The organism is Lysinibacter cavernae, from assembly GCF_011758565.1.
GTDB classification, from domain to species: Bacteria; Actinomycetota; Actinomycetes; order Actinomycetales; family Microbacteriaceae; genus Lysinibacter; species Lysinibacter cavernae.
In genome coordinates this window covers 243,070-265,835 of record NZ_JAAMOX010000001.1, presented here as the reverse complement: position 1 = coordinate 265,835, position 22,766 = coordinate 243,070, and the positions used below count along the sequence as shown (strand labels likewise).

Below are 22,766 nucleotides of genomic sequence, written 5' to 3'. Positions count from 1 at the left end.
CTACAGCGACATCTCTCGGAGAAACCTCGATGGGGCACGCTCTCGAGTCCGGTTACCGCGTCTTGCCCACGAAAGCCGCAAGTGATGGCGAGCACGTGTCACTGCAACATAAAACAGGCGTCGTTCTTCTGCAATTGCGTCAAGGGTCTCGGCATAGGAAATCGGGAGCAGTCCCTCGCTCAACCCGATGACGTAGACGTCGTCCCATTCGAGGCCCTTAGCCGTGTGTATGGTCGCAAGAGTCACGGCGTCAAGCGTTGGCTCGTGCTGCGACCGCTGCCGCTCAAGCAAGTCATCTGCAAACTGACGGAACGTCGTCCCAGGTGGCGCCTCATCAGCAATGCTCATGAGCGCGCCAAGAGAATCCCATTTTTCCCGAGTCGCGCCGGTGCCCTCTGGCGGTTCTTGGCTCCAACCGAGCGACCGAAGCACATCGCTCACCGATTGAAACAGCGGCTCATCTGCCGCGGCAAGGGCGGCAGCCCGCAAGGCATGGATTGCCTGCTTAATGACTGGCCGGTCGAAGAAGCGCCCCGCTCCCCTGACCTGGTAGCTAATGCCCCGAAGCGCCAACGCGCTCTCAAGCATGGCCGACTGCATATTCAACCGGAACAGCACCGCCATATTGCGTGGCGAAACACCCTCCCCGATGCGGGCAGCGATCTGGTCGGCAACCATCTCGGCTTCGGCTCGGTCATGATCGGCAATCATGACAACCGGGGGCTCTCCGGCGTTTTGCAAGGCCGTCGCCGGTTTCAGCGTGAGGGCCCCACGCTGCCCTCGCATCAGTGCGTTTGCGGCCGAAACGATCGGGCTCAGCGACCGGTAGTTGCGCTCAAGCCGCACCACCTCAGCATCCGGATAGGTCGAGCCGAACCGAAGCAGGTAATCGCTCGAAGCCCCAGCAAACGAATAAATAGTCTGACTCGCGTCCCCTACAACGCAAAGGTCTTTGCGATCGCCAAGCCACGCATTCAGGAGTGTCTGCTGGAGGGGCGAAACGTCCTGGTACTCGTCAACAACAAAGTGGCGGTACTGTTCGTGGACTTGCAGCGCGACCCGAGGCTCGTTGGCGAGCAGACCAGTCGTCAGCAGCAGCACATCCTCAAAGTCGATCTGGCGGCGATCGTCCTTGAGCTTTTCATACATAGCCATGAGCTCGATGAGCTGTTGTTGACTCAGCCCAGGAGGACGTGGACGCAGCACCGATTTCTGTTCGTACTGCGCTGGCGACAGCAGGTTGACCTTTCGCCACTCGATCTCGGCCGCAACATCCCTAATAGCCTCAGCATCCAGCCGAAGGTGAAGCTGCTCAGCGGCCTGTCCAACGAGTCTGCCCTTGCCAGAGATCACGGCCGGTGCTGCGCCACCAACAACCTGTGGCCAGAAGAAGCTCAGCTGCGACAGCGCGGCCGAGTGAAAGGTGCGCGCGCTGACTCCCGGCGCACCAAGGGCCCTGAGTCTCGACCTGAGCTCCGCAGCCGCCCTCGTTGTAAACGTCAGTGCGAGCACCCGCTGGGGCGAATACACTCCGCTCTGCACGCCGTAGGCAATGCGATGCGTGATGGTCCTCGTTTTTCCTGTCCCTGCGCCGGCCAAAATGCAGACGGGCCCGCGGAGGGCGAGAGCGGCCTGGCGCTGCTCGGCGTCGAGGTGGCTCAAGACCGAGGCGGCACTGCTATTGCTCATTGTTCCTCAGCAAGCCACGCGTCAAGAAGCGCTCGCGCTATTGACGATTTTCCTGGCAGGATCAGCGTGCTGTCGTCGGCAAGGATGTCCGCGCGACTCACCCAACGCAGGTCAACAATCTCTTGGCCATCAGGGCGTGCATTCAGCGGATCCTCGTCGGGCGCGATCCTCGCCTCAAACCCAAGCATGAGCGAACGAGGAAATGGCCATGGCTGGGAGCCACGGTACACAGGGTCAACGATACGAAGCCCGGATTCCTCAAGCACCTCGCGAGCAACCGCAGCCTCGAGTGACTCCCCCGCCTCAACAAATCCGGCGAGGAGTGAGAATCGACCGGTTTCCCAGAGAACGTTTGACCCGAGCAAGACACGATCATCCGTGTCCCGAACCAAGACAATTACCGCTGGATCGGTACGCGGGAAAAACTGTTCGCCAGACTCTGGATCTTCGCGCATCCAGCCTCCGTGCTTCACCACTGTTTCGCGACCAGTCGTCGGAGAAAAACCGTAGCGCGCTTGCCAGTTCTGAACGGCCACCGCCTCAACACAGAGCGCGGCGTCCTCCGCCGACAGCTCGTGCGCCATGCTTCGCAGATTCATGAAGGGATGCACGGGGTCGGGTTCTTCACGCAGCACACGAACGAAGATGGGCGCTCCCGACGAGTCGAGCCCGTCTTGCCGACCGAGGAAAAAATCTTCTCCGGTTCCTGGCACCTCACTGCTGGGCACCAACCGGATACGCGGCCGCTCGCCAGCGGCAGCGCTCGGCTCAACATTTGTCTCGAAACCAGAGCCGTCACCCGAGTTCACTGGGCTTTCGAGAAGAACGTCACCGCGCCACAACACCAGAAACAACGCTCGAGGGTCTTGGCGAGCTGCAGCAAGTGCCTCGTCATTTTCCCGCGTCGCTGCATCGCGGTTCTTCACCGGTGCGCTCAGCGGAAGGTGTAGCGGTTGCCGATTGGTCATAGTGTCCTTATCTCGGAATTCGTGCGGATGTACCCGGCTCTGAGACGCTCACGGGTTAGTCTTGGAGGCATGGTTCGCTCACATCTCACTCTAGCCGCGCTGGCCACCTCGGCGGTCTCGAACCTTGAGGTCACTCAGGTCCACGAGCATACGTTTGGCGGCTCCGGCGACTACACATCTGCGGTGCTTGGCACGGCCGGCGGCGAACAACTCATCATACGCATCCCCACCTCCCAGACTGCTGAAACGCACCAGTCGGCCGACCTCCTCGGCCTCGCTGCCCTGACCCAGGGTGCCCGCAAAGGCCTTCCCTTTGCCGTCGCCGAACCGCTTGGGCAGACTCGCGCCGGCAACACCAGGGCTGTTGTCTACGGATACCTGGAGGGCAGGAAGGTCGATGAGAACGACCTCGGGCCAGATACAACTGCAATCCCTTCGCTTGCCAAGGCAATCGCCGCGATTCACCGACTGCCAAGTTCACTCATCATCGAAGCTGGCCTTCCCGTGCGTAGCGCTGCAGAGGTTCGAGAAGAGACCACGCGTCTCCTTGCGCGCGCCGAAGCAACGCGACTTGTGCCGTCAAGCGTGCTCAACCGTTGGCAGGCCGTCATGAACGATACCGACCTGTGGCAGTTCAGTGGCACGGTCGTCAACGGAGGGCTGTCGGCCGATTCGTTCCTCTTCACCGAGGATGCCGAAGTTGCCGCCATCCTCGATTGGTCCGAACTTCGCGTGTCAGATCCGGCTCTCGACTTTGCGTGGCTGACGAGCGCACCCTCGCAGAGCCAAGTCACGGTAGTTGCGGAGTATGCTCAGCTTCGCGATATCCCTAACCCTGTTGATGTACTCCGCCGTGCAGAGTTTTATTCAGAACTCAATATTGCCCGTTGGTTGCTTCACGGCAAAGACTCGCATGACCAAAACGTGGTCGATGACGCTGTCAACATGTTTGCGGTACTCGTTGACCGCATCAGCGTTGAGGCCGAACGCGCCGGTGCTTCGGTTATGAGCGTGACGCAGGTGCAGGACTATCTCGACCAAGTTCCGGCCGATGTGTCTCTGAGGACTCGCACCGAGGCCGAGGGTCTGCTCGACGATAGCCAACGCATCGACCTTGGGCATGACGAGTTTGACGATGACGACCACGACGGCGTCAACCACAACGGTGCCAACGACGACGGTGCGGACCATGACCGCAACGGTGCCGGCTACGACCGTGCCGACCACGACCGTGCCGATGGCTCCTCTGCCGACCGGAACAGTACCGATGTGATTACGGACTCGCGCACGTCACTTCGTGACGCAACCGCTTCTCGCCGGGTGACCCGTCCCGCCGAGTCGTCTGATGCGGCAACGTCTTCTCGTACAACAGGCAAGAGTTCGCCATCATCGTCGTCAACTCACGATGCAGACCATCAGGTCACGGAACCGATCGAGCGCGACCTGCTCGACTAGCGTCGGCGCTCGGCTATTCTCGTTTCCACCCCGAGTTTGGGGCGGTGACGGCGTCAATCCACATCGCTTCGAGTTCGGCACGACCGGGCAGGCTTTCTGGCCGGATGATGGTATCGGCGCCCACGTAGTAGAGCGCAACGCTCACTCGGTCTGTTGGCACGCCTTTCCACTCGGCATAGGCGATTCGATACAGGGCCAGCTGGAGCTGACGGTCGGCACGTTCTTGATCGGTGCGGGGTACTTTGCCTGTTTTCCAGTCAACAACGTCGAAGTGCTCTTCGCCATCGATCATTGACGAGTAGACGGCATCAATCTTGCAGATGAGGGTACGACCGGCGAAGCGGATGTGAATCTCACGTTCTACTTCGTGAGGTTCTCGGCCGCCCCAAGGTGAGGCTTCGAAGGTCGCCTTGAGCTGTTCGAATGCGCTCGTCTCGGCGACGCTTCCCCTGTTGGCGTTGGGTTCAGCGCCCATGACGATCGAGCCGTTTTCATCGGCTTCTTCGTCAAGCTCGAACACCGAGGCATCGAGGGTGTCAGCGGTGCCACGCGGAGTGGCATAGCGTTCCTCGACCCATGCGTGAAACTGGGTGCCAAGACGCGTCTGGGTGAAGGGTTTTTGTGGAACCGGCCGTCGCATACTATTGGCGACTTCCTGCGACCCTGTTACAAAGTCTTTGAACCGAGATGCAGTTATGCGGTCTGGGAGTTCGAGATCGGTGTTCCGTCGCTGGTTGGCGGCACGTTCTGCAAGCAGTAGGTCGATATCGGTGAGCAGGTTGTCGGGAATGCGCGCTCGAATATCGTCGTCGACCGGCTGCCCACCATCGTCGCGTTGCTGCCCGTCATTGAGGGCGCTATGCCTCAGCTCAGCGTCTCGAAGCTGGTTGACTACGGCAGCCGCAGCCGCCTCTACAACTGGTCGACGTGCGCCAAGGGGGTCGGCAGGCCACAGGTCGGCTGATGAGTGCGGGTCTATCGGATTTTCGTCGTATTCGCTCTGCTCTGGTAACGCAGCGATCATCCCGGCGTCGGCGAGTTCGAGGAGGAACGGGCTTGGACCCTTTGGTTTGGTCTGGCCGGCCCAAAACGATCCGGTGAGAAGGAGCGCATCGCGCGCCCTGGTAACGGCGACATACATCAACCGGCGTTCTTCGTAGCCTCTGTGGTCTTTGGACTCTTGCTTATACGCGGCGAGCGATTCAATGAACTCCTGCTGGGTTTCGGCGTTGCGCCAGTCCAGCTGTGGCAGTGAGTTGGCGTCGCCTTTGAGCTCGTCGGGCAGTTGGCCAAGCCTCAGCCAACCGTCGCCAGTTCGGCTGGCCGCGGGGAACTCCCCCTCGACAAGTCTTGGCACCGCAACAACATCCCATTCAAGACCTTTTGAACCGTGAGCGGTGATGAGCTGTACGGCGTTGGGGTCTGGTGCTTCTGGCCTGGCTGCCATGCTGTCTTGCTGCTCGGCGTGTTCGATCCAGGCAAGGAAGCTCGCAAGGGTGCCTTCTTCGTCAACCGCAAGAAAGTGCGCGATGAGGTCGTACAACGCGTCGAGGTTTCTGCGTGCGTGGATGAGCGCTTCACGCACGGACTGCTGCGTCTGCTTGCGATAGCCCGTCACCGCAAGCACTTCGAGGTCGAGCCGCAGCTCTTTTTCGATGATGCGAACGAGGTCGGCGATGCCAAGGCTGCTTCGAGTTCTGATCGCTGCAATGGTACGTGCGGCATCTCTCGCACGGCTGAGGCCTGCGTCGCTGAAGCCTCTCAGCATTGGGTGATTATCGGGGGCATCTTGCACCGAGTCGAGCGCGTCGATGAGTGACACGCTGTCTTCCGGCGCCAGAGAATGACGCTTTGCTTCGTTTTGTTCGTCGGAAAGCGGCTGCTGACCGATTCCGCCGTGCGCGGAGAGCCAGCGAGCCGCCGAATGCAGGGCGGCAAGGTCACTCACCCCGAGCCTCCATCGGGGACTCGTGAGGATGCGAATGAGCGCCGAGCCGGCATCGGTAAACCAGATGCAGCGAAGCATGGAGACGATGTCGATCACCTCTGAACTGCTGAGGAGGCCGCCAAGACCGAGGATTCTATTGGGCACGCCTCGCGCGGTCAGGGCTTCGGCGAACAGGGGCATGGTCGAACGGTTGCGGCAAATCACTGCGGCAGTGATCGGGTTTTCCGTGGTTGCCGTGGCGAGCTGTTCGGCCATCCAATCGGCGAGAAAAGCCGCCTCCTCGGTGATTGTTTCAGCCATGTACGCAGAAACGGTGCCGTCGGGCGCGCCCGGACGCGGTCCGAGGAGCTGCACGTCTTGTGCCGACGCACCGGGCGCGTCAGCCACGACTGCTTGCTCGGATGCTTGGTCGGATGCTGCGGCGTTCGAAAGCGGCCCGACCACCCGATTCGCCGCGTCAAGAACGCGTTTTGCGTTGCGCCAACTGGTCAGCAGTGACAGGGTCTTGCATGTTCCACCGGCAAACTGACGTGCAAACTGATCAAGGTTGTCGGCGCTTGCTCCGCGCCAACCGTAAATTGATTGGTGCGGGTCTCCGACCGCCATGACACTCTGCTGAGAGAACAAGGTCGACAGCAACCAGGTTTGAACAACGGAGGTGTCTTGATATTCGTCAAGCAGCACATATTTATAGCGTGCCCGGTAATCGCTGACGGTGGAGGGCGAACGGCGGCAGATTTCGAGTGCGAGCGCCACCTGATCTGAAAACTCCATAAATCCACGGCGCCGTTTTTCGGAGCTGTAGCGTTCGACAAGGTCGAGCAGTGGAGAGAGAGCACCGACGTCGCGAACGGCCGTGACAAGGGCTGCGTATGGAGTCTTCTTTCCGGGTTTTTCGCTGATCGGAAGATCAAGCAGTCGCTCAAAATCGTGAACAACGGCACTGACATCCTCGGTGCTGCGCACGTTTTCGCGCAGTGACCGTTCGAGATGCAACACGAGGTCGGTGATTCTGTTGACCCCTTTATCTATGCCGATCAGCCGTTCGTCGTCGCTCGAAGCCACAATTGAGCGGGCAAGACGCCAAGCCGTTGATTCATCGATGATGACGGAATTTGGTTCGCGCCCAACGAGCAGGCTGCGTTCGCTCACGATTGAACTGGCAAACGAATTATAGGTGGATACCGTTGGCTGATCGAGCAAATCGTCGCTTCGTCGCTGGGCGAGGCCGACATCGGCCAGCTGGTCGAGCCGCTGAGTAATACGCTCGGCGAGTTCACCAGCGGCTTTGCGCGTAAACGTGAGGCCAAGGATGTCGGACGGCTGTGCATGCCCGTTGGCCACCAGCCACAGCACACGGTTAGCCATCGTTTCGGTCTTGCCGCTGCCGGCGCCCGCTATAACAAGTGACGGTGTGTGTGGGTCGGACTCGATGACGAGCACCTGTTCTGCGGTGGGTGGCGGCTTGCCGATGGCATCGGCGATTTCGTAGGCCGTTGTTGTCATCGGAAGCTCACCGGCCGAACAGTGTGGATCGTGCACTGGCCAAAGCTAAAGGCGCTGTTGCAGTGACTCGTTGTGTTTGCGTGGAATGTTGCCCCGGCCATGCCCGTTGCTGCTTCGCTCAGCCGCTCCTGAAACACGGCGAGCTGTTCGGTGTCAAAGGCCTCTTGCGGAATGGAGACAAAGGTTTTTGATCGGTCGGGCGAGACAACAACGAGCTTGGCCCCGCCAGGTTGGGCATCGGCGGGGATACCCTCAAGTCCGCCTGCCGCAACTGCCAGTTGATACGCGGAGAGTTGGGCGTTCTCATTGACGGTGTTTTTTGTCACTGCCGGGTTTCCTGTCTTCAGATCGACAATAACCACTCGACCGGCTGACCCGGGAGTGTCGTCTGGGTACAACTCGACCCTGTCAATGGCTCCCCGAAGCTGGACGTGCGCAAACGCGACGGCAAACTGTTGCTCGGCGGAGAGCAGCGTGCCTCCTTCGCGCTCGAAGCTCACCAGATACTCGGCAACCCTGATGACCATCTGCCGCGCCCGCTCGTGCATGCGCGTGTTGTCCCACTGGGCGTCAAAGCTCAGGGTTGACCAGGCTTCGTCTACATGGCCCATCAGCGCAGGAACGTTGGGGGTCGGTTCGAGTTCAAGCGCCCGGTGGACCAGCGTGCCAAGCCCTGCAGAGGTGTTTGTACTGCCTCCCCCAAGCGAGTTGATGGCCCAGTCGAGTTCGCAGGTCTCGAACGATTCAAGCCGTGACGGACTCACAGAGACGGTGGCCTCAGGCCGGGCAAGATCGACAAGCGGTTCGGTGCTGCTCGGAGCGAGGATTCCGTACCACGATTCCGGGTTGGCCCCTGTGACGCCGTTGCTCGCGAGGAGGGCGAGCGCCGCTGTTTCGGGCGCAGCGTCAGCGAATGCTTTGCCTTGTTCAGGATGCTGCTCAAGCTCGAACTCAAGACGACTTCTCAGCTCGCCCACCATGCCCCTGAGGCTCAGAGCACCGGAGGGCAACGGCTTCTCGCTGCCCTCAGGGGCGAGACCAAAGATGCGCGACGGCTGCTCGTCTTCATTTGCGACAGCAACGGCCACGACGTCGCCGTTGCTGCGCGAGACGGCCTGGGCAAACATCCGCAGCTCGTCGTGAAGCACGAGCCGTCGTTCGTCGATACCGTCGCCGTTCGCGGATGCTGGCGGCGCATGTAGGGGGTGCTCGCTGAGCCGCGCAAGCTGCTCGGTGCCAAGCAACGAACCACGTAGGCGCAGGTTTGGCCAGACTCCTTCTTGGAGCCCTGGAATCACAACGAGGTCAAAGTGCTGACCGATGGCCCCGTTTGGGGTGGTGACGGTGACGGTATCCGCTGCGGCGTGGGCGGCAAGGGTGTCTTCTGGAAGATCGCTCAGCATCAAGAGGTTAAGGAAATCACGCGGGTCGCTGCCTGGCGCTCGTTCTTCGTAGCGCTGCGCGGCGTAGAAGAGGGCGACAACCGCATCGAGCTGGCGGTGAGCGTCGTCGGAGACAACACCGGATTGGGCCAGCGCCTGCTTCTCCCAGACCGCCGACAACCCTGATTCGCTCCAGGCAGCCCAGAGGATATCTTCGATGCTGCCCCGCGTCTCGGCTGACTGTCGCGCTCGTTCAAGAACCCGTTGGAGACGTTCTGCCAGCCGTGCGGCCGGAGTCTCAAGGAGAAGAAAGCCGCCGGGTGCGAGAAAGGCGTCAAGCAGCAATTCATCGGCGGTGCGTTTGCCTCCTGCCGAGCGTTCCTCGTGAAGCAACGCGGCCCTGAGCCTCCGAAGCCCGATGTGATCGAGACCGCCAAGTGGGCCTCGCAACAGCCGGTTCAAGCTCACACCATCGATCTGTGCCTGGTGAAGTGCGACAGACGCAATAAGCGCAAGATCACGAACGATGTTGTGTTCCCTGAGGATCGTCCCACCGGCGGCAATGGCCGTAGGAACGTCGAGGGCAACAAGCGATTCGGCAACCCTGGTGGCCTGGGCTCGGTTTCGGCAGATCACGGCCATGCGGGACCACGGCACAGCCCCGTCCTCAACGCTCGGACGCTGAGCACTCAGATGTTCGTCCCCGGAGGCTCGTGGTACCGGTGCAGGTCTGCGACTCGGTTTGAGGTGTCGCTCACGCAGCAGGCGCGCGATCGCCGAGGATTGTTCTGCCCCTGACTGCACTGTGCTGAACGTGACGCTGCCAGCGGCGCCACCGTGCGCTTCGGCGCCACGCTGCGTGCCCCAACCCGCTGCACCGATCAGACCGGTAACTCGCTGTAGGAAGGCCCGAACGTCGGGGCTATGACGGTATACCGTGCTCAGCTCACATCGCTCAACGGTTTTGCCCCCAATCAGATTGCCAAAGTCAGCAAGGAACTGAGGTTCGGCCCCCTGAAACGATTCTGTTGTGATGTCTGGATCGCCAAACAGGATGATGGTCGTGCCCCGCGCGGCAAAAGCAACAAGCAGTTCGATGGTTGACCGGGGCAGTTCTTGCGCGTCATCAACAAAAATGCAGCGAAGCCGGGCGATGTCACCGAGTGAGGTTGTCGATACAGCACCAGAGGCAACACCGTGCAGAAGCTCAACAGCCTGACGGTGAAACTGACTCAGGTCGAACTCATTCGGATGCTCACGAGCCAGTGCCTTGCGATACACCGGTAGGAACTGCGCGCAGGCGATCCACTCTGGCCTGCCAGTGGATTCTCCAAGGCTGGCAAGCTGCTCGTCGCTCAGGCCATAGTCAATGCAGACTCGGATGAGTTCACGAAGCTGGTTACGAAAACCCTGCAGGGCGCGGACGTCAGCAGCAAGCTCGCTGGGCCAGTTGATGATGTGCTCGGCCACGCCAAGCGGGTCGTTGCCCTCTCGCTCTCCCGACTCAGCGGTTGCATGAGCGGCGGCGAATTCGCCGGTCGTCGGCTCGGCTTCGGTGCTGTCAGAGGGAAGCCCTTCGCCGCTCCGTTGGCTGCTGCCGCGCGCAGACGCGCCAAGGTCTTCACCGCTCAGCAGCCGCGCAATAAGTTGGTCCTGGCTCGCCCCCGTGAGCAGTCGCGGAAGCGGTTCCCCGGCAAGGCTGCGCGCGGTTGTGACCATCTGAACGGCCAGCGAGGTGGAGGTGCGGGCGCGAGGCCCCGTACTTGGCGATTGCATCCGCGCATCGAGCTGATCGCGAAGTCGCGTCGCACTGAGACGAGTGGGCGAAAGCACCAAGATCTCGTCACTCGCGAAGCCATTATGAGTGATTCTGTCGTGGTAGAGCTGGATCAGCAGCTCGGTTTTGCCGCTACCGGGAGCACCAATAATGGTCGCGTGCTGAGCCGGATCAAGCTGGAGCACAGCACGTTGCGAGGCATCCCACTTGGGTGTTGTCGGCTGTGTATGACCTGCGTTCGCCACGGGCGCATCGCTCGATTCAGTCTTGCCGGTTAATGTGCCGTTGCTGCCGTTGAGGCCTGTTTCTGCAACGGATGCCGCAGCATCGAACGAACCGGAATGGTCGCTTCGAGGTGGGGTTGCTGATGCCATACCTCCAACGTTAGCGACTGCCGCCGACATTCTGTTCGGGCGAGACCCCTTTGTCGCGTAATCTATTGGGGTACACCGTTACGAAAGGGATCCCCGTGGAAATCCGTATTGGCATTATCAACGCTCCTCGTGAAGTTAGCTTCGAGTCGAGCGAGTCGGCATCCGACATCGAAAAGACCGTAGGCCTCGCACTTGAAACGGGCAGCATGGTCGTCAAGCTCACCGATTCCAAGGGCAAGGTGTTTCTCATCCCAACGGCATCCATCGCCTACGTTGAAATCGGCAGCGACCAGTCTCGCCGCGTAGGATTTGTGGGCTAGTTATGGAACTGATCTTTGTTGTCCTGATCGGACTCGTTATTGGGCTCATCGTGCGCTATGCCGTCCCAGGGCGCCAGACGTACGGTTTTGGAGTGCAGCTTGCGCTCGGTGCCGCCGCCTCAGCAGCAGTTTGGGTTCTCCTCACGGTTGCTGGCATGAAGTGGGACGGTTTCTGGATTTGGGCGATCACTATCGCCGCCACGATCGTCGCCTGCGTGCTGTACGCGGTTATCGTGCCGCGTCGCCGCACGCTCCGCACCGAACAGCGCTATCACGAGCTACTGAGGGCGGCTGTCTAACTCGCAAGAGAAACAGCCAAGCAGAGACACAGAAGCGGTGCTCGACCATGCGGTCGAGCACCGCTTCTGTATTCGGGCTGCGATATCCATATCTTCGCGCCGCCGAGCGGCCACACATGCGCATACGCAGCCGCGCACGAGTGTCGTCACGACCAAGCTAATCTGCCATCAGCCGCGCACGAAGAGCGGAGGGACACTACGCGGTGAGCCCCAGGGCATCCATTCGCTTGATATGCGTTGAAATGAGCTCGGTAAAAACAGGCTCGATCTTCTTTTCGTCGCTTGCGGTGTTATCGCTCAGCACGAGCGAGGAACGAGCGACAAGAAGCGAATCTCCGACGAGGCGGCGGCCCCATAGCGCAAGGCGGTCGCCGGTTTTTGGGTTGTCCCGGATGGCCCGTTCAAGCAGCGTTGCGATTCCGGCGCGACCGGATTCTCCGCGAAGGATGTCGGCGGCCTTTGGCCCGTAACCGTCGGTAAGCCCGCTCGCAAGCTGCGCAAAGAACTCATCAAACAGCCCACCAACCAGGTATACGAGCAGCAATTGTTCGTTCCAATTTGCCGGCTCGACCCGATCAACGTAGCGGTCGATCGTGTGCGTGTACGGCTCCATCACCACGGCAGGTTCGCGGTGGCGGCGACGGATTTCTGCGGCAAATTCTTGGTGTTTATCGAGTGCAAGGCCTGCAGCATTGCTGAGAATCTCTTTTGCGGCGAGATCAGGAGCTGACGCGACGGCACGCGAAGTTGCTTCATAGACCTCAAGCTGCAGATACGAAACCAAGCCGAGATACGGGATGATTCCGGGCGCCAGCTCGGCCAAATCTACCTTTGCGGCAGGGTTCTGCTCGTCACGCGACCTCAGTCGATGTGATGCAGGTGGCGATGTACGCCGACGTCGAAACCAGGAAAACACCTCGCCAGTTTACCCACCTTTACATACTCGGGAACTAAACTAGGAAAGATGTGGAACGCCAACGGAGCGACCACCCTACGCCTGAGATGAAAAAATGGCGTAGCCAGTACCAAAATCGAACAGGCAATTGTGAAGACATTTTCTGAGCTCGGCATCGAACAAGACATGGTTGATGCCCTCGCTACGAAGGGCATTATTGAGTCCTTCCCCATTCAAGAACAAACCATCCCCCTCGCCCTGACCGGCCAAGACATCATTGGTCAGGCCAAGACGGGAACCGGAAAGACCCTCGGCTTTGGTCTCCCCCTCCTTCAGCGCATCGGGGCAAACCCCGAGCACGGCGTGCAGGCATTGATCGTTGTTCCCACCCGCGAGCTCGCGGTTCAGGTAACCGAAGACATCGAGCTTGCCGCGTCAAACCGTGGTGCCACCGTTGTCTCCATTTATGGCGGCAAGGCATACGAGGGCCAAATCGAGCAGCTGAAGGCTGGCGCGCAGATTGTTGTCGGCACGCCGGGCCGTCTGCTCGACCTCGCAGGACAGCGCCTCCTCAACCTCGGCAACGTGCGCGAGATGGTGCTCGACGAGGCCGACAAGATGCTCGACCTTGGCTTCCTCTCTGACATCGAGAAGCTGTTCTCGCAGACGCCAGAGGGCCGCCACACCATGCTGTTCTCGGCGACCATGCCAGGGCCGATCATCGCCCTTGCTCGCCGTTTCATGTCGAAGCCCATCCACATTCGTGCGTCAGACCCAGATGAGGGCCTGACCCAGGCCAACATTGAGCACCTCATCTACCGGGCCCACCAGCTCGATAAAGATGAGGTCATCGCGCGCATCCTCATGGCAGAGGGCCGCGGCAAGACGGTTGTCTTTACGCGCACCAAGCGCGCGGCAGCGAAGCTTGTTGAGGAGCTCAACGATCGCGGATTTAACGCCGCAGCCGTTCACGGCGACCTCAACCAGGACCAGCGCGAGCGCGCAATGGCCGCTTTCAAGGCTGGCAAGAAGGATGTGCTTATCGCGACCGACGTTGCCGCGCGCGGCATCGACGTTGATGATGTCACACACGTCATCAACCACACCATCCCAGAAGACGAGAAGACCTACCTGCACCGCGTTGGCCGCACCGGCCGCGCCGGCCGCACCGGCATCGCCGTGACCTTTGTTGACTGGGATGACCTGCACAAGTGGGCCCTCATCAACAATGCCCTCGAATTTGGTCAGCCAGAACCAACCGAGACATACTCTTCGTCGCCACACCTGTACAGCGATCTGAACATTCCAGAGGGCTCGAAGGGCCGCCTCAAGCCAACGCCGATCAAGGAGCACACTCCTCGTGAGGGCGGCTCACGCGATGGCGGTCGCGGCTCACGCGACAACTCGCGCTCGTCCGGTGGTCGTTCGTCTGGCTCACGCAACGGCGGCACCCGAGAGCGCACGAGGCGCCCAGCATCCACCGACGCAGCCGGGACCGAAACCGTGGTCACCGAGCCAGCCCCTACTGCTGCCGGAGAGGCCGCGCCTAACCGTACCCGCCGTCGCCGTCGCCGCAACCACAGCAGCACTGGTGAGGGCGCTATCCACTCGGCACCAACCGAATAGGCTCATCCGGTTGATTCGTTGAACCTGCGAGGGCTCCCCACCATTGGTGCGGGAGCCCTCGTGTTCACTCCCGGCGCATTATTGCTCAACCTTTTGCATCGCTGATGGCCTCAGCGCTGATACTCTGAACAACATCAACAGTGGCGGTTTTTGACCGTCAGTTTCTAAAGGCGGAATCCGTGGCACACCAAGCACCAACACTGAACGATCTGGTAGACGACGCTATTTTCTTGTCGGCGGAGTACCAGTCAACCGTTCAGCAGCGGTGGGGTTCGAGCGACTGGCGTGTTGATACCACGGTCCCCGAATTTGTGTTTTTTGGATCAAATAAACAGTCGTTCCGCCCGCACCTTATTGGTTCGGTCGCCGCAGCTGGGCAGCCGTGGCGCTGGGGTTGGGACCGCACGTTTCTGTTTCCCGCGAGTATGCTCGCGACGGCAAAGGGCGTACGCACTCAGGGCAAGATCTTTGGAATTTCCGCGCTCAACTCCCGCGATGCGGCCGCTTCGACTGCGTCAGATCAGGCGCTCCGTAACACGCTCGCCGCAAAAACGCTGTCAGGTCAGTACATTCACGTTGTCGCAACCGCTGCGCACGGCACGTCCCTGTGGATGCTGCTTGACAGTTCAGGCGTTGAACTCGCCGAGCCCACAACAGATTCGATCACTCTCGCTCTTGGCCATGGCATCGCGACCACAACGGTAACCGACGCGACGAGGGCACTCAACGCCTACGCCAAGCGCCGCGGTGTTGCAATTACTTGGCCACAGCCGAGCATCGCCGAGTTGCGGGCCTCAAACGGCACTGTTGTTGTTGCCCTCGACGACCACGGGCACATCCGTTCGGTGGTCACTGCAGCGCCGATCGAACGGGTTGAGGCTCAGCATCAGGGCACTACCCCTCCAACCGGGCCTGCTCGCGCGGAAAACCTTGGACAACCTTCATCGGCCGCGGCCGATGCGGCAGCGTCGTCCGTCCAGAACGTGTCTCGCTCAGAGGCTCCGGCCCCTCAGCCCTCAACGGTCGAATCGCCAGCAGCTGCACCGTCCCAAGCAGGGGCCTCGCCAACTCGGCCAGCCAATCCGCCAGCTGCTGAGGCTGCCCGTCAGCCTCGTTCGATGCCAACACTGTCACATTTGGCGCCTGCTCAGCCGGTCATCCAGCCAGGCTCGGCATCGGCCTCGGAAGAGGCCCGCGGTAAGGGATTCTTCGGACGACTGTTCGGCAAATAAAAAACCGCTCCCTGGGCTGAGCCGACGAGGACGTACCCTCAGAGTCCCGCGTCGCGCTTCATCTGCGCAACCGTCGTTGCAGACGTGGTGCACTCACCAAGACGGTTCTCTTTGCCGGCCCCGTGGTAGTCGCTTGAACCGGTCACAACCAGCCCAAGCCGATCCGCCTCAGCCCGAAGCGGAGGGAGCCATTCCCTGCGATTCTCCGGGTGGTCAAGTTCAATGCCGTAGAGGCCACGGTCAGCGAGCAGCTTCATCCGCTCGACCGGCATTGGCGCGCGCTGACGCGTTGCGGCAGGATGCGCGAGTACTGGCAGTCCCCCGGCGGCCCTGACCAGTTCAACAGCCTCGACCGTGTCGACCGCATAATTAGGCACGTAGTATTTGCTCCCGGGGTGAAGCACATCTGCGAAGGCCGCACCCCTGTCGTGGTAAAAACCCCGAGTGACCAGCGCATCAGCGATATGCGGCCGCCCAACAGTCGCACCGTCAGAAATCGCCGAGATAACGTCGTCCCAGGAAAAATCGATATCCGCCGAGAGCAGTTCAACCATGGCACGCGCCCTGCGGTCTCGATCGGTGCGAATGCGTTCGGTCACGCTCAGTAGGGTCGCGTTATGCGGGTCGATGAAGTATGCCAGCAGATGAACAGCAAATCCCTGCGTTTTGGTGGTGAGCTCCATGCCTGGAATGAAGTCGAGTCCGTGTTCTAAGGCGACCGCAGCAGCCTCTGGCCATCCGGCTGCCGTGTCGTGATCGGTGAGGGCAAGTCCGGCAAGGCCGATGCCTGCGGCCTCCCGCACAATCTCCGCTGGGGTGAGCGTGCCATCTGAGATGACTGAGTGCGTGTGGAGATCGTACCGACCAATCGGGTCTTGCCCCGTTGCATCCGGCGTAACTGTGGCCATCCCCCCATGCTATCCCCGAGACCTCAAACTCCCGGCATCCGTTGTGGATTGTGTTGGCCGAACGCCGTTGCGACGAGCGTTCCCGCCGCTCACAGTGGTGAACGAGCCGACACCCCGGCAGCGCGCCATCGGCGTTTGTCCAGACGGCTGCCCTAGGCTCGGGAAACGTTATGGGAAGACTTATCGCTGCGATCATTTTGCTGGTACTCCTCGCGGCCGGCGTGCTTTCCGTGTGGCCACAAGTGGCAAACTTCGAGTTGCTCTTCCCGTTTGCTCAGGCCGTTTCTTTGCGAGGCCTTGGCGTCGCTGCCGCCGTCGCTCTTGTCATTCTGAGCGTCTTGCTTTCGCTGCTCATCAAACCGATCCGCGGCTTCCTCTCGGCGCTCATCGTCATCCTTATGCTGTTCACCATCGCAAACACCGCCATCATTGTGACGCGGGGCGCTGGCAACACGGCGTTTGCGGAGCCTGCCCCAACCGACATCACCGTTGGGTCGTGGAATACGCTTGGCGACTCCGTTGACGCGGATGACATCGCGGCGTTTGCCGTCGACAATAACCTGCGTGTGTTGTCCCTTCCCGAAACGACCGAGGTCATCAGTAATCAGGTTGCGGCCCGCATTGCCGCGCTTGGCGGTCCAACCATGGCGGTACATCACGTCGCGTTTGATAGCGTCTATCGAGCCCGTTCAACCGGGTTGCTGATTGACGTATCCATTGGAAACTACGCAATCACAGAATCGAAGACGGAAGGCACGTCGCTTCCCTCGTTTGTGGCCACACCAACGAGCGACACGGCCCTCCCAACCATCGTCGCGGTACACGCCATTGCGCCAATGCTCGAAACGATGCAGCCGTGGCGCGACGACCTCGCCTGGGTTGAGCAGCAGTGTGCACGGCCAAACACCATCCTCGCCGGGGACTTTAACGCAACGGTTGATCATTTCCCCGCCGACAGCAAGTGTTCGGATGCCGCGCTCGAGACCGGCAACGCCGCCTTCGGAACGTGGCCAAGCAGCATCCCGTCGCTGCTCGGCGCTCCAATCGACCACGTGCTGTACACCTCCGAGTGGAAAGCGACCGGCATGAATGTTATTCAGAGCTTCGATGACGCCGGAAGCGACCATCGCCCCATTGTTGCGCAGCTTTCCCGCCGCTAACGGTGGCACAATAGATGCATGACTTCTTCCACCGCATCATCAAGCGACGCCACAACGCCAGTCGCAGACCCGCTGGCTGAGGCTGCCGTTGTAATCGACAACAGCAACCGCTCCACAACGCCAACCTCGAGCGCATTTGGCTCCTACATCATGACCGACTGGGCCGATTCCGCATCGCCCCTTCCAGAGCCGCGCGAACAGGCACCCTTTGCCGCGAAACGCCGAGCAGCACTGTCGCTGCGGTACCAAGGCAAGCGCCTGGTCATCCGCGCCGGCGACATGAAGCAGCGCTCAAACGATACGTTCTACGCCTACCGCGCACATTCCGCGTTCAGCCACCTGACGGGCTGGGGTTCGGATGCCGAGCCAGGCTCTGTTCTTGTTTTCGAGCCTGCTGGCGAAGGACACGATGTCACCCTGTACTTCCGCGAGCGTGCTGGACGCGACTCCGAGGAGTTCTACGCAAACCCCGAAATTGGCGAGTTCTGGATTGGGCCCCGCCCATCGCTTGCGCAGGTCGCCGCTGACCTCGGCGTGAACACACGAGACCTCTCCGATTTTGTTGCTTCCGACGACGACCTCACCCTCGGAAACGATGCGCTGAACAGGGACCTCTCCGAGCTGCGGCTTGTGAAGGACGAGTACGAGGTCGAACAGATGCGCCAGGCTGTCGACGCAACCGGACGCGGCTTCGACGACATCATCAGCGAGATCGGCCGTGCGTCTGAGCACCACCGCGGCGAACGCATTGTTGAGGGAGTCTTTAACGCCCGCGCGCGCCTCGACGGCAACACGGTCGGTTACGACACCATCGCGGCGAGTGGCTCCCACGCCTGCATCCTGCACTGGACCACCAACGACGGCCCCGTCACGCCTGGTGACCTCATCCTCATCGACGCTGGCATTGAGCTCGACAGCCTCTACACGGCCGACATCACTCGCACGCTGCCCGTCAATGGCACGTTCACGCCTACACAGCGCGAGGTCTACGAGGCAGTACGAGAGGCTGCGGATGCCGCCTTCGCTATCGTCCGCCCAGGCATCAAGTTCCGTGAGGTGCACGAGACGGCTATGGCCGTGATCGCCAGGCATACGTCCGAGTGGGGATTCCTTCCGGTAAGCCTCGAAGAGACGCTGAACCCACAGACGCAGTACCACAGGCGTTACATGGTGCACGGCACAAGCCACCATCTCGGCATTGACGTGCACGACTGCGCGCAGGCACGCCGCGACCTGTACCTCGATGGCACCCTTGAGGCTGGCATGGTCTTTACGATCGAGCCGGGGCTTTACTTCCAGCCAGATGACCTGACCGTCCCCGAGCAGTTCCGCGGCATCGGCGTTCGGATCGAGGACGACATCCTAGTCACGGAGTCCGGCGCAGAGAACCTGTCGATCAATATTCCTCGAACTGCAGATGATGTTGAGGCGTGGATGGCAAAACACGCCTAACGCCTGTTCTCTCGCAACACACAGCAGCGCCCCGGACCGGAACGGTTCGGGGCGCTGCTGTGTGTTGTCTGGCGTTCTGCCTGAGGCTACTGCTGCTCTGGGGACTGCAGGATGTTGCGTGCCTTATGCGCAAGATCGGGATCAACAACGACGTCGTAGCGTGAGGCGACCATCTGCATGACCGAGGAGAAGTCGCGGCGGTTGCGGTTCATGGAGTACGAAAGAACCCCGAACAGCATGCCGAATCCTGCACCGATGATAATGGCGGCAAGGAACACGGACCAGATGGATGAGTTTTCTGGCTGGAAGAGGAAGAGGATGAGCCCGAAGAACAGACCCATGTAGGCACCGGAAAGGGCACCCATGAGTGCAACTTTTCCGTAGCTCAGGCGGCCGGTGACTCGTTCGACGCTCTTGATATCGCTGCCAACGATCGAGACATGACTGACGGCAAAGTCTGCGCGAGCGAGGCGATCAACATCGTGCTGGGCCTGCTGATAGGTCTCGTGTGATGTCACCACCTCACCCTTTGGCAGTTCAGGAAAGCGTGTTGCGGCGCGTGGACTCGCGGGTGATGGTGTGCTCATACCTCCATTCTGGCACGGGGCTGTGTCCGCCGCACCGGTCGTTATGAACGACCCGTGATGAGGCGTCTCGCAACGGGTTGAGGATGCGGCCGCATCACCCAGCAGGTGAAGGTAAGTTAGAGGGGTGAGTACCTCCAGAGTTTTCGTTGGCCGCCTGGCCGGATGCGGTGTGTTTGACCCGGTCGGAGACCGAGTCGGCCGAGTGCGCGACGTCATTGTGGTGTACCGAAAATCTGGTTCCCCGCGGGTGGTTGGTCTGGTCGTTGAGATTCCTGGCCGCAAGCGGGTGTTTGTGTCAATTGGACGTATTACATCGATTGGCTCTGGCCAGGTCATCACGACGGGGCTCATCAATGTGCGCCGCTTCGAGCAACGCGGCGGCGAAGTGCGCATCATCTCCGAGATGATCGGGCGTCCGGTTGATTACGTTGACGGCAGTGGAGAAGGCTCCATCGAGGATGTTGCGATCGAAAAGAATCGCGCAGGTACGTGGGAAATCAGCGAGCTATTCATCCGAAGGCCAAAGCCGGGGGCGTCTCCGTTTAGCAGGGGAAGCACGTCGTTTGCCAAATGGTCTGAGGTGCGAGAGCGCAACCTCCCTGGCCAGGCGCAGTCTGCAGAGCACCTCATCGCGACGTATTCCGATCTGAAACCAGCAGACCTCGCAAACACGCTACTCGATCTTCCGCAGGAGCGGATGCTTGCGGTCGTTGGCGAGCTGCCAGACAACCGACTTGCCGATGTCCTCGAAGAAATGGCCGAAACGGATCAGCTTGTCATCCTTGCTGCCCTCGGTGACAACCGCTCCGCAGACGTGCTCGATAACATGCAACCGGATGATGCGGCCGACCTGATCGCGCAGCTCCCGCAGGCAGAGGGTGAGCACCTGTTGACCCTCATGGAGCCGGAGGAGGCCGAAGACGTGCGCATGTTGCTCACGTATGGCCACGACACGGCCGGTGGACTCATGAGCCCAGATCCGATCGTGGTTTCGGCAGAGGCGACCGTCGCTGAAGGCCTTGCGCTCATCCGCAAGCACGAGCTCGCGCCGGCGATGGCCGCGGCGGTCTGTGTGACGCTCCCTCCCTACGAGACACCAACTGGCAAGCTTCTTGGCATTGTGCACTTCCAGCGCATGCTTCGTTACCCACCGCACGAGCGCCTCGGCGGACTCATCGACGAGGGTCTTGAGGTGAGGGTCGACACATCAGCGGCCGAGGTCTCCCGCATCCTTGCGAGCTACAACCTGGTGTCAGTTCCCGTCGTGGATGCTGACGATCACTTAGTCGGCGTTGTGACGGTCGACGATGTGCTTGACCACCTACTTCCCGATGACTGGCGAAGTCATGAGGCAGACGATGACCTGCACAGTAGCTCGGTTCCGAAAAACGCTCCAACACACAAGGGGGTGCTGTAGTGGCACGGTCGCCTCGCGCACAGAACAGCTTTGACTCCCCCGTTCGCGCTGGCCGGCGTCGCACGGCACCTCAGCGAAACGTGTCCGGCAGCGAATCCTTCGGCCGATGGACGGAGGGCATCGCCCGCGCCATGGGAACGCCCTGGTTTTTGCTCGGCCTCACGCTCTTCTGCATGGCCTGGCTCATGTGGAACACGTACGGTCCGGAATCGGCGCGCTTCGACTCCGCCGCGCTCGGGTTCACGGCACTCACGCTCATCCTCTCGTTGCAGGCTTCGTACGCCGCACCCATGATTTTGCTCGCGCAGAACCGCCAGGACGACCGCGAACGCGTGCAAATGGAGCAGGACCGCCAGCGGGCCGAGCGCACGCTTGCCGACACCGAGTACCTTGCCCGCGAGGTCGTTGCGCTCCGACTCGCACTCGAAGACCTCGCCGGCAAGGATTTCATCAGGTCAGAGATGCGCGCCATCCTTGCGGAGCACGATGCCAAACTCGCTGCAGCACGTCAGGCGGAGACGCAGACGGACGGGTCTGCGGCGAAGAATACTGCCGAGTAGCATGGCCACATCACCGGCAACACCGGAGTCGATTCGCCAAGCTCTCAGCGCTGTCATCGACCCAGAGATCAGAAAACCCATTACCGATCTTGACATGGTTGGCGACGTGTCGGTTGACGGTGCGGTTGCTTCGGTCACAATCAAACTCACCATCGTCGGCTGCCCCGCTGCGCGCGCAATTGAGCGCGACGTGACCAAGTCCGTGCTCGGGGTTTCAGGCGTTGACGATGCCAAGATCACGGTCACCGTGATGACGGCGGACGAGCGAAACGCCCTCATCGAGAAGCTTGGGGCTGGAAAAAAGAAGACGCCTCAATTTGGGCCAACCAGCCTCACGCGCATCATTGCGGTAACGAGCGGAAAAGGCGGCGTTGGTAAATCAACGCTTACCGCAAACCTTGCCGTTGAGCTCGCGGCGCGAGGCCTCGCCGTTGGCATCGTGGATGCCGACGTTTTTGGTTTCTCGATCCCAGGCATCCTTGGCCTCGTGGATGACGAGGGAAACACCCTCAAACCAACGCGCGTTGGCGGGATGATCCTTCCCCCCGTCGCCCACGGGGTAAAAGTGATCTCAATCGGGATGTTTCTTGAGGGAACCGATGCGGCTTCTCGCGCGGTTTCGTGGCGCGGACCGATGTTGCACCGTACCATCCAGCAGTTCCTTACCGACGTGTTTTTTGGTGATCTCGATGTGCTCCTGCTTGACCTTCCTCCGGGCACGGGCGACGTCGCCATCTCCGTTGGCCAATTGCTGCCGCAGGCGGAAGTGCTTGTGGTGACGACCCCTCAACCGGCGGCTGCCGAGGTTGCGGAACGATCCGGCATCGTTGCGCGACAAACGGGCCAAACGGTCGTTGGCGTTGTTGAGAATATGGCAGGCGTGATCGCCCCAGACGGAACGCTGCTTGAGATCTTTGGTTCTGGCGGTGGCGAAGAAGTCGCTCGTCGCCTCTCGGAGGACCGGGTCGGTCGCGACGGAGGCAGAGTGGTTCCTTTACTCGCGAGCGTCCCCCTCAGCATCCCACTCAGGGAGGGCGGCGACTCAGGTGCGCCAGTTGTGCTTGCCAACCCTGCGGATGCGGCCTCCGTCGCCATTCGCGAGGTCGCCACGCAGCTGCTCAACCAGGGCAGGGGCCTCGCTGGCAGAAAGCTTCCGTTCGCCTAGCCGCCTTGCTACGGCCCAGACGGGGTAGGCGGCTGATGCTTGCCGC

17 protein-coding genes are annotated in these 22,766 nt (G+C 60.9%); 10 read left to right on the top strand and 7 right to left on the bottom strand.

Annotation, left to right across the window (positions count from 1 at the left end):
* The gene (locus tag FHX76_RS01145) at positions 1-1,689 is read right to left on the bottom strand and encodes an ATP-dependent helicase (RefSeq protein WP_167146797.1); all 1,689 of its coding nucleotides are present in this window, start codon (positions 1,687-1,689) and stop codon (positions 1-3) included.
* Entirely contained in the window at positions 1,686-2,657 is a 972-nt protein-coding gene (gene nudC, locus FHX76_RS01140; protein ID WP_167146794.1) for an NAD(+) diphosphatase, read from the bottom strand. Before nudC ends, FHX76_RS01145 begins: the two co-directional genes overlap by 4 nt.
* A 69-nt stretch (positions 2,658-2,726) precedes the next feature.
* Between nudC and FHX76_RS01135 the strand changes: the two genes are divergently transcribed.
* Entirely contained in the window at positions 2,727-4,112 is a 1,386-nt protein-coding gene (locus FHX76_RS01135; RefSeq protein WP_167146791.1) for a phosphotransferase, read from the top strand.
* A 13-nt stretch (positions 4,113-4,125) separates the two neighbouring features.
* On the opposite strand, the gene FHX76_RS01130 is transcribed toward FHX76_RS01135, so the two are convergent.
* Together FHX76_RS01130 and FHX76_RS01125 are read right to left on the bottom strand one after the other, a co-directional pair.
* The gene (locus FHX76_RS01130; RefSeq protein WP_341777823.1) at positions 4,126-7,602 is read right to left on the bottom strand and encodes an ATP-dependent DNA helicase; all 3,477 of its coding nucleotides are present in this window, start codon (positions 7,600-7,602) and stop codon (positions 4,126-4,128) included.
* Entirely contained in the window at positions 7,563-11,099 is a 3,537-nt protein-coding gene (locus tag FHX76_RS01125; RefSeq protein WP_167146788.1) for a UrvD/REP family ATP-dependent DNA helicase, read from the bottom strand. Before FHX76_RS01125 ends, FHX76_RS01130 begins: the two co-directional genes overlap by 40 nt.
* Before the next feature lie 95 nt (positions 11,100-11,194).
* Here FHX76_RS01125 and FHX76_RS01120 point away from each other — a divergent pair, with 95 nt between their 5' ends.
* Together FHX76_RS01120 and FHX76_RS01115 are read left to right on the top strand one after the other, a co-directional pair.
* On the top strand, positions 11,195-11,419 hold the full coding sequence (locus FHX76_RS01120; RefSeq protein WP_167146785.1) for a DUF3107 family protein: 225 nt from the start codon (positions 11,195-11,197) through the stop codon (positions 11,417-11,419).
* 2 nt (positions 11,420-11,421) lie between these two features.
* On the top strand, positions 11,422-11,718 hold the full coding sequence (locus FHX76_RS01115; protein ID WP_167146782.1) for a hypothetical protein: 297 nt from the start codon (positions 11,422-11,424) through the stop codon (positions 11,716-11,718).
* A 196-nt stretch (positions 11,719-11,914) separates the two neighbouring features.
* On the opposite strand, the gene FHX76_RS01110 is transcribed toward FHX76_RS01115, so the two are convergent.
* On the bottom strand, positions 11,915-12,634 hold the full coding sequence (locus tag FHX76_RS01110; protein ID WP_167146779.1) for a ferritin-like fold-containing protein: 720 nt from the start codon (positions 12,632-12,634) through the stop codon (positions 11,915-11,917).
* Positions 12,635-12,799: 165 nt separating this feature from the next.
* On the opposite strand from FHX76_RS01110, the gene FHX76_RS01105 reads away from it, so the two are divergent.
* Together FHX76_RS01105 and FHX76_RS01100 are read left to right on the top strand one after the other, a co-directional pair.
* Positions 12,800-14,239 (top strand): DEAD/DEAH box helicase, encoded by a 1,440-nt coding sequence (locus FHX76_RS01105; protein ID WP_167150204.1) that lies wholly within the window; start codon positions 12,800-12,802, stop codon positions 14,237-14,239.
* Positions 14,240-14,418: 179 nt separating this feature from the next.
* A complete protein-coding gene (locus FHX76_RS01100; RefSeq protein ID WP_167146776.1) occupies positions 14,419-15,471 on the top strand; it encodes a DUF6882 domain-containing protein in 1,053 nt (350 codons plus the stop codon).
* A 38-nt stretch (positions 15,472-15,509) separates the two neighbouring features.
* Here FHX76_RS01100 and FHX76_RS01095 read toward each other — a convergent pair whose 3' ends face one another.
* Entirely contained in the window at positions 15,510-16,379 is an 870-nt protein-coding gene (locus FHX76_RS01095; protein ID WP_167146774.1) for a PHP domain-containing protein, read from the bottom strand.
* A 170-nt stretch (positions 16,380-16,549) separates the two neighbouring features.
* Between FHX76_RS01095 and FHX76_RS01090 the strand changes: the two genes are divergently transcribed.
* A complete protein-coding gene (locus FHX76_RS01090) occupies positions 16,550-17,539 on the top strand; it encodes an endonuclease/exonuclease/phosphatase family protein (RefSeq protein ID WP_167146771.1) in 990 nt (329 codons plus the stop codon).
* A gap of 18 nt (positions 17,540-17,557) precedes the next feature.
* On the top strand, positions 17,558-18,991 hold the full coding sequence (locus FHX76_RS01085) for an aminopeptidase P family protein (protein ID WP_167146768.1): 1,434 nt from the start codon (positions 17,558-17,560) through the stop codon (positions 18,989-18,991).
* Between the two features lie 86 nt (positions 18,992-19,077).
* Here the strand turns inward: FHX76_RS01085 and FHX76_RS01080 are convergent, their stop codons facing one another.
* Complete coding sequence (locus FHX76_RS01080) at positions 19,078-19,578, bottom strand: YflT domain-containing protein (RefSeq protein ID WP_167146765.1); 501 nt, start codon at positions 19,576-19,578, stop codon at positions 19,078-19,080.
* A gap of 124 nt (positions 19,579-19,702) precedes the next feature.
* On the opposite strand from FHX76_RS01080, the gene FHX76_RS01075 reads away from it, so the two are divergent.
* Genes FHX76_RS01075 through FHX76_RS01065 form a run of 3 tightly spaced genes read left to right on the top strand, consistent with a single transcriptional unit; the run spans position 19,703 to position 22,720 of the window.
* Positions 19,703-20,995 carry a magnesium transporter MgtE N-terminal domain-containing protein gene (locus FHX76_RS01075; protein WP_167146762.1) on the top strand — a complete coding sequence of 431 codons (1,293 nt, stop codon included), beginning with the start codon at positions 19,703-19,705 and terminating at the stop codon, positions 20,993-20,995.
* The gene (locus tag FHX76_RS01070) at positions 20,995-21,555 is read left to right on the top strand and encodes a DUF1003 domain-containing protein (protein WP_167146759.1); all 561 of its coding nucleotides are present in this window, start codon (positions 20,995-20,997) and stop codon (positions 21,553-21,555) included. The genes FHX76_RS01075 and FHX76_RS01070 overlap by 1 nt, the downstream gene beginning before the upstream one ends.
* A 1-nt stretch (position 21,556) precedes the next feature.
* A complete protein-coding gene (locus FHX76_RS01065; protein WP_167146756.1) occupies positions 21,557-22,720 on the top strand; it encodes an Mrp/NBP35 family ATP-binding protein in 1,164 nt (387 codons plus the stop codon).
* Positions 22,721-22,766: the final 46 nt, after the last annotated feature.

Bases quoted from the DNA above. Each gene is read 5' to 3' on its own strand.
- FHX76_RS01135 (WP_167146791.1), top strand. From the start codon at position 2,727: ATGGTTCGCTCACATCTCACTCTAGCCGCGCTGGCCACCTCGGCGGTC.
- FHX76_RS01145 (WP_167146797.1), bottom strand. From the start codon at position 1,689: ATGAGCAATAGCAGTGCCGCCTCGGTCTTGAGCCACCTCGACGCCGAG.
- FHX76_RS01095 (WP_167146774.1), bottom strand. From the start codon at position 16,379: ATGGCCACAGTTACGCCGGATGCAACGGGGCAAGACCCGATTGGTCGG.
- FHX76_RS01115 (WP_167146782.1), top strand. From the start codon at position 11,422: ATGGAACTGATCTTTGTTGTCCTGATCGGACTCGTTATTGGGCTCATC.
- FHX76_RS01065 (WP_167146756.1), top strand. From the start codon at position 21,557: ATGGCCACATCACCGGCAACACCGGAGTCGATTCGCCAAGCTCTCAGC.
- FHX76_RS01105 (WP_167150204.1), top strand. From the start codon at position 12,800: ATGGTTGATGCCCTCGCTACGAAGGGCATTATTGAGTCCTTCCCCATT.
- FHX76_RS01090 (WP_167146771.1), top strand. From the start codon at position 16,550: ATGGGAAGACTTATCGCTGCGATCATTTTGCTGGTACTCCTCGCGGCC.
- FHX76_RS01085 (WP_167146768.1), top strand. From the start codon at position 17,558: ATGACTTCTTCCACCGCATCATCAAGCGACGCCACAACGCCAGTCGCA.
- nudC (WP_167146794.1), bottom strand. From the start codon at position 2,657: ATGACCAATCGGCAACCGCTACACCTTCCGCTGAGCGCACCGGTGAAG.
- FHX76_RS01080 (WP_167146765.1), bottom strand. From the start codon at position 19,578: ATGAGCACACCATCACCCGCGAGTCCACGCGCCGCAACACGCTTTCCT.
- FHX76_RS01125 (WP_167146788.1), bottom strand. From the start codon at position 11,099: ATGGCATCAGCAACCCCACCTCGAAGCGACCATTCCGGTTCGTTCGAT.